This window comes from Tannerella forsythia 92A2 (assembly GCF_000238215.1).
In the GTDB taxonomy this organism is placed as follows: Bacteria; Bacteroidota; Bacteroidia; order Bacteroidales; family Tannerellaceae; genus Tannerella; species Tannerella forsythia.
The window spans coordinates 456,842-471,190 of record NC_016610.1 but is presented as its reverse complement, the minus strand read 5'-3'; the positions used below and the strand labels follow the sequence as shown (position 1 = coordinate 471,190).

The 14,349-nt window shown below is 48.7% G+C and carries 8 protein-coding genes; 5 read left to right on the top strand and 3 right to left on the bottom strand.

The genetic code is table 11. From position 1 onward, the window contains the following. Window positions 1-109 precede the first annotated feature (109 nt). The 3 genes from BFO_RS01980 to guaA all read right to left on the bottom strand — a co-directional run bounded on the left by BFO_RS01980 (window position 110) and on the right by guaA (window position 6,724). The gene (locus BFO_RS01980; protein WP_041590583.1) at window positions 110-3,979 is read right to left on the bottom strand and encodes an InlB B-repeat-containing protein; all 3,870 of its coding nucleotides are present in this window, start codon (window positions 3,977-3,979) and stop codon (window positions 110-112) included. A gap of 261 nt (window positions 3,980-4,240) precedes the next feature. After that, window positions 4,241-5,185 carry a YitT family protein gene (locus BFO_RS01975; RefSeq protein ID WP_014223894.1) on the bottom strand — a complete coding sequence of 315 codons (945 nt, stop codon included), beginning with the start codon at window positions 5,183-5,185 and terminating at the stop codon, window positions 4,241-4,243. Window positions 5,186-5,203: 18 nt separating this feature from the next. Further along, window positions 5,204-6,724, bottom strand: coding sequence for a glutamine-hydrolyzing GMP synthase (gene guaA / locus BFO_RS01970; protein WP_014223893.1), 1,521 nt, complete (start codon window positions 6,722-6,724; stop codon window positions 5,204-5,206). 108 nt (window positions 6,725-6,832) lie between these two features. Between guaA and BFO_RS01965 the strand changes: the two genes are divergently transcribed. The 5 genes from BFO_RS01965 (at window position 6,833) to BFO_RS01945 (ending at window position 14,315) form a co-directional block, all read left to right on the top strand. Beyond that, window positions 6,833-7,729: a hypothetical protein gene (locus BFO_RS01965; protein ID WP_041590582.1), complete on the top strand. Its 897-nt coding sequence runs from the start codon at window positions 6,833-6,835 to the stop codon at window positions 7,727-7,729. Window positions 7,730-7,827: 98 nt separating this feature from the next. Further along, window positions 7,828-8,721, top strand: a complete 894-nt coding sequence (locus tag BFO_RS01960; protein WP_041591035.1) for a sugar phosphate isomerase/epimerase family protein — start codon at window positions 7,828-7,830, stop codon at window positions 8,719-8,721. A 220-nt stretch (window positions 8,722-8,941) separates the two neighbouring features. After that, window positions 8,942-10,888, top strand: a complete 1,947-nt coding sequence (locus tag BFO_RS01955) for a DUF3857 domain-containing protein (RefSeq protein ID WP_041591034.1) — start codon at window positions 8,942-8,944, stop codon at window positions 10,886-10,888. Window positions 10,889-10,906: 18 nt separating this feature from the next. Beyond that, the gene (locus tag BFO_RS01950; protein ID WP_014223887.1) at window positions 10,907-12,541 is read left to right on the top strand and encodes a DUF3858 domain-containing protein; all 1,635 of its coding nucleotides are present in this window, start codon (window positions 10,907-10,909) and stop codon (window positions 12,539-12,541) included. 265 nt (window positions 12,542-12,806) lie between these two features. Continuing rightward, window positions 12,807-14,315, top strand: coding sequence for a Do family serine endopeptidase (locus BFO_RS01945; protein WP_041590581.1), 1,509 nt, complete (start codon window positions 12,807-12,809; stop codon window positions 14,313-14,315). Window positions 14,316-14,349: the final 34 nt, after the last annotated feature.

Below are 14,349 nucleotides of genomic sequence, written 5' to 3'. Positions count from 1 at the left end.
AGGTAACTTATTTTTATTTTTTACGCAAAAACGGCAGCCGTTTTCGATACTGAAAAGGGCTGCCGTTTTTGAATAATTTACGCTTCACCAAGAGGATCAACTCTCCGGATTACCGAAGAATCACCTTATAGCTTCGATCGGCGATACGAACAAGATAGATGCCTTGCGGAAGAGCAATGGATGTCTCACCGGCATTGACCTTGCGGGCATCGACCAACCGGCCTTCGAGATCGTAGATACGAACGTCCGTAGAGGCTTTCACGCTCAACAGCACATGATCTTTGTACGACCATACTTTTTCGCCCGTAACGACCGCCGATGAGTTAGCATGCGGGTCTACGGTCAACGTGATACCTTCGGTCACTTTAATCAGTTTAACCGTCACCGAACCGTCTTCGTTCTCCGTCATCTCAATGCCGTCTTTGTCGCGAATCGGATCACCCGTCGTAATTTTAAGACGTTCTATCAAACGTTTCTTTTCTCCGGCCTTCAGCGCGCTTCCGGACTCTTCTTCTTTCACGCTGAACGTAAAGTCATCTCCCGTATTCACATAATGGATACCCGGAGTCGGTTGGAAGGTCAACCCTTTGACCGTCGGAATCACAATCTCGCGGGAAACCTTCGGGAAGGTTATATCAGGTGCATATTCATAGGCGCCGATATCTACACGGTCTTCGATGATGCGATTCATCCCTGACAGATCATACGGGAAGCCACTGTGATATTCGCTTTCATTTAACGTAGGAAGGTGTGCATCACGGGTCTTCTCTACATAGACATAACGATTCAACCCCTGATTTTCTGCAGCGCTATTGGCTCCTAAACGGTAGTCGCCTTCACGCATAGCACCACTCTCATCAAAGCCTCTCTTTCTGAATACGGGGCTGCCGTCTATATTACCGCCTTGATCCGAGCCCAGCGCAACATCCCAGCCGGCACGGTCTTTTTCGATCAAGCTGAAGCTGAACATCGGCGTACTTCCCGTATTCGACACATTCGGGAATTTGGCGGCACGGTTCCCCCAGAGAATCGTATTACGAACATCCGGATTCGATCCGTCGTTGTAGAGACCACCGCCCTGGTTCGATGCGAGGTTCCCGCTAATCGTTACATTGGTCAAACGCGGATGAGCGGAATGGTTATACATCCCGGCGCCATCGGTAGCCGTATTGCCGCTAATCTCCGTATTGAAGATGACTGCATCGCCACCATTGCCGTTATATATTCCACCGCCCTGATCGGCGCGATTGTTCCGGATGATACAGTTGGCTATCGTTACCTGACCGTTCTTGTTCAGGATACCGCCACCTTGTGTCGCTTGTCCTTGTTCAATCGTAAAGCCATCCCAGCGCATGCCTTTGCTTCCTTCAATCACAATCACCGAAGAACCGTTGTCGCTGCGTCGAACAATCGTCTGGTTCGAGGCGAACACCCGTTCATGCAGATAGCTTTCCCACGCGCCGAAACCGCCGTACACCTCTACACTGTCGTATTTCATTTCATATGACTTACCGGTCGGCGGAGTATAGACACCACGTGCTACCCATACGCAGTCGCCGGCGCGCGCCTTATCAAGAGCCTGCTCTATGCGACGGTAAGCATTGGCCCACGACGAACCGTCTTCACGGCCACCCTGTACATGCTGGTCGACAAAGAAGCCGTTATACTTCTCGCTGATAACAATCGAAGCAGAGAGTACTTTCTTACATATCAGACCGCTCGGAAGCGTAACCGTTATTTCTACGCCGACTTCTTTCTTTCCTGAAGTTCGGAACACAACATACAAAGAGTCTCCCTTCATCGAATGAGTCGTATCGCCTTCCGTCAAGGACCATTTGTAACTTACGTTACGGCCTACCGTATCCATTTTAACATAAAACTCCTGCTTTCTTCCGATCTTGGCCGGAATATGCTTATTGTTTTTGAGTTCCTGCTTTCCTTCGAATGCAAACAGTACTTTGAAGGTGTCTTGGACATTTACCGTACCATAGTCGGTCGTCAAAACATACGTACCCGATTTCTCAGCATCAAAGTGCTGAGCATTCCCTACTTCTTTCTTTTCCGTAGCCGACACAAGATATTCCCATTTATAGCTCTTCGCACCGGGCATGCCTTTGAGTCTAAGCGGACCTTCGCAGGTTACCGTATCAACCACAATCTTTTGGTGCCAATGAGCGTAGAACGTCAGCGAATCCTGGGTATAGTGTCCGGCAGCATCCTTCAGCGGAATATCTACCGTCATCTGGGTCGTCGGTGCAAAACGATCGTTGGTCCAGCCAACAAAGGTATAACCGGCTTTCGTCGGTGCATGCTGAACTTTCTCCGGCAACGTTTCGATGGTATAGTGCGTCGGATTAGGAGTTGCTGGAGGATTACCGCCATCTAATTCATAACCGATACCGAAGCGTTTGGGAGTCCATTGAGCTGTAGCTTTCAAATCGCCTTGCGTACCCTCAGGGATAATATTATTATCACTTACCTGAGTCCCATCTGCAGTCTTCGTTACCAGCCATTTATTAAACACATAGCCTATACGGGTGGGAGCGTTAAGCGGGATACCTCCGGACGGAATCTCGCTCGTAATATAGCCGGTCGGATTAGCTACAGTCGGAGGGGTGGCAAGAGGCATCGTCTGACCTTTGGGAGAAGATGCCTTATCATTATAATCGTAGGTAATTGCATAGCCTTGCAACACCATCTCGGCCGTAAAGGTCACATCGCCTTTCACATCTACCGTAGTATACCAGTTGGCATCCCCCTCCGGCCCCGATGCTGCGGGAGCAGCCGCTTCACCGTCTTTCAGCGAAGTAAACCCGCCATGTTTCCAGCCTTTAAACTTATACGAAGCACCCGATGGGGTTACCGTCACGCCTGCGGCCGGTTTCGTACCATAATCAATCACTTGATCGTTTCCGTTGGTCAATGCGCCTCCGGCTGCAGGGTCGACGGTGAATTTAACCGTACAAACGGCGCGCTGATGATACGTAGTATCGGTTTGTGAAGTATATTCTTGCGACTCTTCACGCCTCAGACTTAACTGACCGCTTGCAGGTTCCGGTATATCTACTGTCCATTGAGTGGTTACTTTGGCGGTATTTTTCATGATGTTCTGATAATACGCCTGAATCAACGGGGTTTTCAGCTTCGCTTTAAATGTTACGACTTTATTCACTCCTCTGGGAACATTTTCCAACGTCCATTTAATCATACCGCTATTCTCAACTCCGCCTTCGGTAATAGAGCCGGGAACCACTTCAAGTCCTTCGGGAAGCTTATCCTCAATGATCAGAGTGGAAAGAGGTTCACCCTGTGCCCGTAATCCCATACGGGCGGAAGACATCGCTTGACCTCCTCCCTCTTCCTGTGGGGCCGCATTAACCGCTTCGATTTTATATTCGATGATATCTCCAAGAAGCACTTTCACAGGCGCAGCTAATGTCCCATTATTGACCCCACCATCATTCACCGAAGCACTTTTCGTACTTTCAAAGCCGAAACGGACCTCTGTGTAATCACTACATGTTGTAGGTGCAACAGCTCTTGTTTGAGCAGATATGCTACCCGGCATAGGGGAGACTTCCGGCGTGATATAGTCACATACCCAAATACCTAATTCACCGCCTTTATACCCATTGCTGAACTTGTACTGTATACTTCTTAAAAAAGTTTGCGCATCGGAGGCCGATACGCCGGATTCATTTTCAATAAAATACTCATTGGAAGAGTACCCTTGTGGTCTCAACCGCCATCCGGCAGGAAGTACATAGGTGGCAGTAGCCTGTCTAATATTAAGTCGCACAGACTTGATTAGAAGTCCGTCACTTGCAACAACACTTAAGTTTGGGAAAGTGTAATACACTCCCGAGCCGTCTTTATGCTTGACGGCATTACCTAAGTTTACATTGATAAAACTTTGCGCATGCGACAGCATCACAAAGCCTATCAAAAACAAAAAAATAACAGATAATTTACTTCTCATAATTAAAGATATTTATGTTAATACTCGCAAAGATAGACTTATTAAATGACTTAGATAAATTTAATGAGTTAAAAAAACATAAATATATAGTTAAAATATGTTTCTCTTTTATTTTATTCAACACTGTCGTTGGCCGTTTCCTTTACAGATACAGAGGCGCACATGGATCAAGGGTCTCACTCTACCATCATATCATCGTGTTACGATATAAGTAGTCATGTATAAATGCGAATTAGATTTTCGATTTACGAGAAATCTCTACTATTGCAGAATTTGGGTTGATGCCCCTTTTTCGGCCGGAAGATCAATGGGTTTGTTCTTCTTCACCTTGAGATGGTCAAAACCTTCTCCATAAACCCCGATCACAGCACTCTGTGATATGAAAGCACGAGGATCAATATCGTTGATGATACGGAATATAGTCGTCGATTGGCGTTTTTTGGCCAGCACGAACATCATCTTTTGCGGCTGTCCGGTGTACATCCCGACGGTATCGATCACCGTCACCCCACGGTGCATGGCATTGATCGCGCGGCCAATTTCTTCGTATCGTTTGGATATGATAAAAAACTGCACTGACTGACGAGCACTGTTGACGATCTGATCAAGCATAAAGCTGCATACATATAACGTCACGAAGCCGTAAACCACCTTTTCCCAGTCTTTGAGTACCATGTAACTGGATGTGATGATGATCGTGTCGCAGATCATCATCACCCGCCCCAGCGTAATATCTCTGTATTTGTTGATGATGGCGGCTACGATATCCGTTCCTCCCGCACTGCCGTTGGCCGAGAAAGCAATACCTAACCCGCATCCACAGAACGAAGCTCCCAATACACAGGCCATAAAAGGCTGATTCTGTAACAGTCTCATGCCCTGAGTCACTTCCTGTATGACGGTCAAAGCAGACGTCAGCATAAAAACGCCGTAAACCGTCTTGATACTGAACTTCCATCCCAGGATTTTAATTGAAAGCAACAATAAAAAAATGTTTACCCCGAAATACACATACTGTACTTTCAGTCCGGTAGCGAAATAAACAATGGAGGCAATACCGGGCACACCGCCTGTCATAATATCATTTGGGAGGAGAAACACCGTCCATCCGATACTGTAAAGCACCATTCCCAAAGCAATCATCAGATAGTCTCGCACTTCTCGGGCTATCGCCTGATTCGACGTTATTGACCAAATAGGATTCATGTGGATGTTTTTCTTTTTTTATTCCCACTCAATGGTTGCGGGCGGTTTGGAACTGATGTCATAGACTACTCGGTTCACACCTTTCACCTTGTTGATGATTTCGTTCGACACTTTCGCCAGAAACTCGTAAGGTAGCTGTGCCCAGTCGGCCGTCATAGCGTCGGTCGAAGTCACCGCGCGCAGAGCGATCGTGTTTTCGTATGTGCGTTCGTCGCCCATCACGCCCACCGACCGTATGGGTAGCAGAATGGCACCGGCCTGCCATACCTTATCATACAGTCCCCATTCGCGCAGCAAGGAGATATACACGTGGTCGGCTTCTTGCAAGATGTGCACTTTTTCGGGAGTGATGTCTTCAAGGATGCGTATGCCCAAGCCGGGACCCGGGAACGGATGGCGTTTGAGCAGGTGCGGCATCATGCCTAATTCGGTGCCGACACTGCGCACTTCGTCTTTAAAGAGCAGGCGCAGCGGCTCAACGAGTTTCAGTCGCATCTTTTCGGGAAGCCCGCCCACATTGTGATGGCTCTTGATGACCGTTCCGGTGATGGAGAGCGATTCGATCACGTCGGGATAAATCGTTCCCTGACCGAGCCATCGAATGCCTTCGAGTTTATGCGCTTCTTCATCGAACACCTCGATAAAATTCTTACCGATAATCTTCCGCTTCTTTTCCGGATCGCTCACACCGGCCAGTTCTCTGTAGAACTTTTCTTTGGCGTCGATCCCGATCACGTTCAGTCCCAGGTGTTCGTAATCTTTCAATACGGTCTCGAACTCATTTTTGCGAAGCAGGCCGTGATCGACGAAAATACACGTCAGGTTTTTGCCGATAGCTTTGTGAAGCAGCACGGCCGTTACGGACGAGTCTACGCCGCCCGAAAGAGCCAGGATTACTTTATCGTTGCCGAGTTTCTCTTTTAATTCATTGATGGTCAATTCGATAAATGAGGCCGGCGTCCAGTCTTTTTTACATCCGCAGATGTTCAGGAAGTTATCCAGCAGCTTCGTGCCGTCGGTCGAATGAAACACCTCGGGATGGAACTGTACGCCCCATGTCTGTTCGCCCTCAATGTGAAAAGCAGCAACTTCCACATCGTCCGTACCGGCAATCACTCGAAACGTTTCCGGCAGGTGAGTGATCGTGTCGCCATGCGACATCCAAACTTGTGTTCCCGCAGTGATGCCTGTCAGCAATGGATCGTTGGTATCGAGTGACGAAAGATGCGCCCGACCGTATTCGCGCGAACCGGCCGATTCGACCTGCCCTCCGCTTGTAGCCGAGAGCAGTTGCGCTCCGTAACAGATTCCCAACAAAGGGTATTGACCGCGAATAGCGCTCAGGTCGGCCTTGAACGCTTCGGGACTATTCACCGAATAGGGACTTCCGGAAAGAATCACCCCTTTGACCCCCGAAGCATCGGACGGAAACTTATTATAAGACACGATTTCGCAATACGTGTTAAGTTCTCTGACTCGACGACCGATAAGTTGCGTAGTCTGCGAACCGAAATCCAGAATGATAATTTTTTCGTACATAATCGTCTAAAGCTGATTTCAGGGCGCAAAGGTAAGAAAAATTGTCATTGACCAATGGTTAATGGCCGAACTTTCTTATCTTTGTCCCCCGAATAGATTGTTTTACGTATGAACTCGGAAGAAAAAGAAATCAGGAAAAAAACATTCTTGATCATGGCCATTGTCATCGTGCTGCTGGCACTCGTCGCCGTGGGTTATGTCATTTACCACCAGCGGCAGCAGATGGCAGACATGGCTGAAATGTTTGCACTCGAAAAAGAAGAACTTTCCGACGAATATGCCGAACTCTCCCTTCAATACGAAGGATATAAATTCAGTGTAGGCAACGACTCACTCGTAGCGCTGCTGACCACCGAACAGATGAAGGTGCAACGGCTGATGGAGGAGCTTCGTACGGTCAAAGCCACGAATACGCGACGCATTACGGAGTTGAAAAAAGAACTGGAAACGCTCCGAAAGATCATGCGCAATTATGTGATACAAATCGATTCGCTGAATGCTGAAAACGGACGCTTGCGCAACGAAAATGAACGAGTGACCCAGCAATACCGGCAGGCCACGTCGGCAGCAGCACAACTGACGCGCGAAAAAGAAAAACTGACGGAACGCGTCACATTAGCCAGCCGCATGGACGCCACGGCCATACAGGTACGCCCCGTGACCTCGCGAGGTAAGGACGCGAAGAAGATCGACAAAATCGCACAACTCGTGCTTACATTCCACTTGGCTAAAAACATCACTGCTCCGGTGGGCGAGAAAAATATCTATGTGCGTATCATGCGCCCGGACGACGATATTCTGACTAAACCCAACTCCGGCGTATTTGCGTTCGAAAACAGGAATATTTCTTACTCGATGATGAAAACGATCGAATACGAAGGCGAAGAGTTACCCGTAACGATGTATTGGGATGTAGCCGAATACCTCTCTCCCGGAACTTATCGTGTCGATATCTTTGCCGACGGCCACCTGATCGGTCGCAAATCGTTCTCCCTGCAAAATTAAACAACCCATCGCTTTTTGGGGACAATGCTATGCGTGATGTCAGGATTATCTGCTATCTTTGCAAAAAATATTCGTCAAACTTTAAATTATAATTCGTGATGCAAAACAGACGTGACTTTATCAAACGAGCTTCATTATTGCTCGCAAGCGGCATGGTGATGCCGAATTTCTTGTACTCCCGTAACAACGGTATCAATCTTCAGACCGGATCATCCAAATATATCGGTTTGCAGCTCTACTCGTTGCGTGACATGGTCAAAGATGCCGGAATCCGCAAAACACTCGAAACCGTCGCACAAATGGGCTATAACAATCTGGAAACAGCGGCGTATAACGACGGAAAAATTTACGGATTGGAACCGGCTGAGTTTAAGAAGATGGTCGATGATTTGGGAATGAAAGCAACAAGCGCACACCTCGGACACGAACTGAGCGGCGACTACGAAGCCGATATGGCTTGGTGGAGCAAAGCGATCGACACGCACAACACAGCAGGATTCAAATACATGATCATGCCGTGGGCTCCGCTCAAAGGCGAACGGGCTACGCTCGACAATATCAAACGCTACGCCGATTATTTCAGCGAGATCGGACTTAAAACGGCTGCTTCGAGCATCCGGTTCGGTTATCATAACCATGACTTTGAATTCAAAGGCAAGATCGATGGAACGCCCCTGTACGACCTGCTTATGGAGCATACGAGCGCTGACCATGTGTGCTTTGAGCTCGATGTATATTGGGCACAAAAAGGAGGATACGACCCGGTAGAATACATGAAGAAATACCCAAAGCGTATCCAACTGCTCCATATTAAGGACGAAACAGCGATCGGCGTACAGAATGTCGTAGACTACAAAGCCGTATTCGAGCAGGCTTATGCCGCAGGGGTCATTAAAGATTGGTATGCCGAAATAGAACGTTATGACGGCACACCCGAAGAAGATGTTAAGAAAAGCTATGACTTTCTTGCCGCTGCCGACTTTGTGAAGTAAGTAAAAACGAGTTCCGTTTTCAGCCTTGCGGTTATGGGAGTATTGAAATTCGGTCATTGCGTTCCGATATTGCTTTTCCGATAAACAGAATAGGGGATGTGTCAAAAACAAACGAGTGTTTGAGGCACATCCCCTACCTATTTTTTTGTCTCCATTGACTCGTCGTGTAGGGCTGTTACGATGCAATTGTAGGATCGGTACAAAAAATAATATGAGGATGATGAGAAAAATGATTGTCGCGCTGATGGCCGGATGCTGTTTGTCGGTCATGGCGCAAAGCTGGCTTCCCTTCAAAGAACGGGCAGCCGGACAAGCCGAATGGAAAAAACATGAGGCTGTCGCATTGCTCGACAGCACCGGAGTCGTCGTAGCCGATAACGGATCGGGAAGCTTCACGATTCGCCAAGTGGTGCAAGTGAAAAACAAAGCGGGAGCGCTGAAGTACCGGGTGATCAAATACGATTACGATCCGCTGACGGCCTTTGCCGAGTTTAGCCGTGCCACAGTGTACAAGGCCGATGGCTCGCAACGCACCATCGATGTCGCTCAGGCTTGTGACTATGCGGCGCCGGCCCGTGCCATCTATTGGGGAGCACGGCAGATCATGCTGGAAATCGGCGCGCTCGATGCCGGGGATATCATTGATTACGAGATCAGCAAGAAAGGTTTTACCTATGCCCTGCTGGCAGCCGATGACGAGGAGCGTTTTGTTCCTCCCATGCGCGGGCAGTTTTACGATATCGTGCCGTTTTGGGTGGCCGTCCCGACTGTTTCGAAAATCTACACCGTAGACATGCCTCGTACGAAAGAAGTACAGTACGAGTTTTATCAGGGCGAATGCCGGTCGTCTGTTCGGCTCTCAGGCGATCGTAAAGTGTTAAGCTTTGCCGTCTCCGACGTACGTCCTTTCGTGAAAGAACCGAATATGGTCGATCTCTTCGATGTGGCGCCCAAGCTGATGATGTCTTCTACGCCCGAATGGAAAGACAAATCGCTTTGGTTCAGCAAGGTAAATGAAGACTACAACAGTTTCGCCGCTGATCCTGCAGCCCAAAAGAAGGTGGACGAACTGTTACGCGGCAAGAAAAACGAAATGGAAAAGATCGCCGCGCTGACCCACTGGGTGGCCGACAACATGCGCTATTCGGGCATCTCGATGGGGAAAGGCGAAGGCTATACGTTGCATACGACGAAGATGAACTTTACCGATCGTTGCGGTGTCTGTAAGGACAAGGCGGCCCTGTTGATCTCGATGTTGCGAATGGCTGGTTTCGAGGCTTATCCGGCCATGACGATGGCAGGGTCACGCATCGAAGCGATTCCGGCTGATCACTTCAACCATTGCGTGACGGTTGTGAAGTTATCGAGCGGACAGTATATCCCTCTCGATCCGACATGGGTACCGTTCTTGCGCGAACTGTGGTCGAGTGCCGAACAACAGCAGCACTACCTGCCGGGTATTCCCGAAGGATCGGGCTTGCTGGAAACGCCGGTATCGCCTCCCGAAAATCATTATTTCAAGCTCTCAGCACGTACTTCGGTCGATGCCGATGGAACGCTACGTGGCGAATTTACGGTTACCGCCGAAGGACAGTCGGACGGTAGCGTGCGCCGCCCTTTCACGCGAGGTTTTATGACCGGTTGGCGGCAAGCCATGGAGAACGAGCTGCTGCAAGTGTCGCCGCAAGCTCGCATGTTGAGCGTCGATTACGGTACGAATCCGAAAGACTACACCGCTGGACCAATACACATCACAATGAAATTCGAAATCCCCGATTACGCGCTTACGGGCGACGGGGTGCTGATGCTCCGCCCTGTCTGCGGACAATTGTATCGGAGCGCACGCACTTACCTGCGCATCAATACGGAGCGGGACGATCGTCGTTATGCGTTCAAAGACGCCTGCTCGCGTCTGGTCGAACTGAAAGAGACGATGACCGTGCCGGCAGGATATACCATGCGGAGCGAAGCAAGGGAACAGCGAAAAACAAGTGCTGTCGCCGATTTCATCGGTTCGCTGAGTCAGCGAAACAACAAGGTGAATATCAGTCATCAACTGACGTTGCGTAAGCGTGTGTATGACGCGGCAGACTGGAACGGCTTTCGTACAGCGGTCAAAGCGCATAAAGACTTCGCCGACGAATGGTTGATCTTTGAAAGAAAATAAATGTAAATACGATACAGGATGAAAAAATATAATCTGCTGATCATTAGTTTATTCGTTGTTCTTGCAGTCACGGCACAGCCGGAGGCGGTTTTTGACAAAATCGTCAAACAATATACATGGAACAGGGACGGGAGCATGACTTTCCGATACCGGAAAGAATTGAAACTGAACACGCATTTCGCGTTCAATAATTTATACGGTGAAACATTTATCGTTTATAATCCGGAATTCCAGATCCTGAAAATGAACGAGTCTTACACGAAGCAGGCCGACGGAACAGTGATCCGCACACCGGACAATGCTTTCAATGAGGTACTGCCGTCTTTCGCGGCTGACGCTCCGGCATATAATCATCTGCGGGAAATGGTCGTTACCCATACGGGGCTGGAAATCGGCGCCACAATCTGCCTTGATTATACGCTCACTACCCATGTCGGATTCTATCCCTTTCTCGATGTAGCCGAACAGCTGCAGGAGCATTCGCCCGTGAAGGACTATCAAATAGAAATCACGCTGCCTGAGGAAGAGAAACTTACCTACGGACTGAATGCGTTAAAGGGTGAACCGATTGTTCGCCGGCATCATAGCATGACAACGTATGCATGGCACTTCCAAAATATTCCGGCTTTCCCGATGGAATCATATACCGCCGGAAAGGCATCGCCCATGCTTTTCGCTTCGAATGCGGAAGGAGAAAACGGTGTGGCATGGCTCTCGGCAATGAAAGTCGATCCCGAAGCATGTACATCGCTTGTTGCTAAATTGTTGGAAGGCAGGCAGAAGACCGATGAGAAGCGCTCGGAGATTCTGCGTTACGTGATCGATGAGATCGCCACCTCTCAACTTCCAATCCTCTTGTCGGCCAAAATTCGTCCGCCTGCCGAGGTCTTGCAATCGGCCTACGGTACACCGGCAGAAAAGGCGACTCTGTTGGCCTCCATGTTGATGGCTGCGGGATTAGATGCCGAGATTATGATGAGTTTCCCGTCTTTCGCTACGCCGATAGCCGTCCGTGCCATTTCGGATATTCGAGTGAAATCCGGTGATCATTATCTGTCTCCTTTGCGCAAAGATGCACCCGATCCGGCGCTACGTGCCCGACTCGACCAATTCTGGCAGACGGGAGAAAACGGCGTGGGGCTGATTCAGTTGGATGAAAAACAGATGACCTTAGACTATCAAGCGCACATTGCACTGAATGATACGATGGCTAGTGTGAACGGTACCTTGATAAACAGCGAAGATGCGACAGCCCAGGCCGACTTTAGTCGCCAACAAGCACTCCGGCCGAACAACGGTTATGCATTATATACTTTACCGGCTATCGATAAAGGAATTGACACATGGCGGCTACGACTCAACAGTACGCGTACTCAACCGATGGAACTGCCTTGCCGAATCAAAGAGGCGTGCAGCTATACGCTGACGGTTGATGGCTGGGACGTTGAAACACGCCCCTTTCGGAAAGAAATCAGCAATCCGGTCGGAAAAATCAGTTTGACGATGCATCGGGAAGACAACCGACTGATCATTCGTCGCGAGATTGAACTCCAAAAATCGATTATCGAACCGAACGAATATCATGCGTTCCGCTCACTGGTGCTGCTTTGGAAGAACGATGCGTTCCGCACGTTGATCCTGAAGAAAAAATAAAACACCGGAAAGCCTATATTTCAAGAGACTGCGCCATTGGTTGGAGGGGCGTAGTCTCTTTGTTTTTCTGACTGTCAAAATGGCCGATGCGAAGTGTTAAAATGAAGCGAAATCCCTCTTTTTATCGTTAAACGCGGTTAAGTGCCGAATGTAGCCGTTAAAAGTGTTAAAAAATCACCTTCAAAAGGAATAATTGCATCATTTTTGAGTTTCTTTTGTTGTATGAAAGTGTTAAATTTAAACGTTCAACTAAAATATAAGAAGTATGAAAACAATGTGGAAAAAAGGACTGGTCATTGTTTTTGTGGCTGTAGTAAGCTTTGTTACAGCCATTGGCGCAGTGACTTATATGGTGAAGCACAATGCGACAGTACGGGCAGCCTTGGTCGATGACGGTGAAGGAACATTCAAACAACCGTTCCGACTGACAGGCTATCATGCCAATGCGGCAGAAAATACGGATTTCACGTATGCTGCCGATATGGCTGTTCATGCAGTGGTACATATCCGGTCAACAGTCAATGAGCGATCGTCCGGTCGCGGAGAATATTTCGATCCTTTTGAGTTCTTTTTCGGGAACGGACGGGGTTTTCAGGAACGCACGCCGCGTCCTCGCTCGGGCTCGGGGTCAGGAGTCATTATCTCGACCGATGGATATATCGTGACAAACAATCACGTAATCGAAAATGCGGACGAACTCGAAGTAACGCTGAATGACAACCGGAAATTTCCGGCTAAGATTATCGGTACGGACCCCAATACGGACATCGCACTCATCAAGATTGAAGCGAAAGATTTAAAAACCCTGTCGTTTGGCGATTCCGAACAACTCAAAGTCGGCGAGTGGGTGTTAGCCGTGGGGAACCCGTTTAACCTGACCTCGACCGTGACAGCCGGTATTGTCAGTGCCAAGGGACGCGCCATCATGTCGGGCAGCACGAACCTGAATAAAATCGAGTCGTTTATTCAAACCGATGCAGCTGTCAATGCAGGAAACAGTGGGGGGGCATTAGTGAATACGAAAGGAGAATTGATCGGAATCAATACGGCCATCTATTCGGAAACCGGTAATTTTGCGGGTTATTCTTTTGCGGTGCCCATCAGCATCGCTGGCAAAGTCGTCGCCGACCTGAAGCAGTACGGCACCGTACAGCGTGCCATCCTTGGTGTTGTCATACAAAACGCTCAGGCAGCAAGCCAAAATGACAAAAAGGTGAAAGAATTGGAAGGTGCTTATGTGGCAGAATTTGCTCAGCGCAGCTCGGCGAAGGAGGCCGGTGTCGAAGTAGGCGATGTGATTACATCGGTCAACGGTGTGCGTATCCGCTCCAATAATGCTCTGCAGGAGCAGATCAGTAAATATCGTCCGGGCGATAAAGTCAAACTCGAAGTAAACCGTTACGGATCAATCAAAAATTTTACGGTGGAACTGCGGAATTCACAAGGTGGAACAGAGGTTGTAAAGAAAAATGGCGATGCAGCCGAAATGCTGGGAGCTGCTTTCCGCGAACTGAGTGATGCACAGAAGAAAGAATACGGGGTAAGCTACGGCATTGAAGTCAACGGTATCGGCAAAGGGAAGGTACAGGATGCCGGTATTCGGAAAGGATTTATCATTATGGTCGTGAACGATCAGAAGGTTTCGACCCCTGAAGATTTATACCGGATCGTAGAACGCGTACAAAAAGGCTCATCCGAAGAGCAAGGCTTGTTTATCAAAGGATTTTATCCGAACGGCCGGACACAGTTTTACGCGATCAATCTCTCCGAATAAACTCATCGGTCGGTGAGATTGTTATAGCGTTATA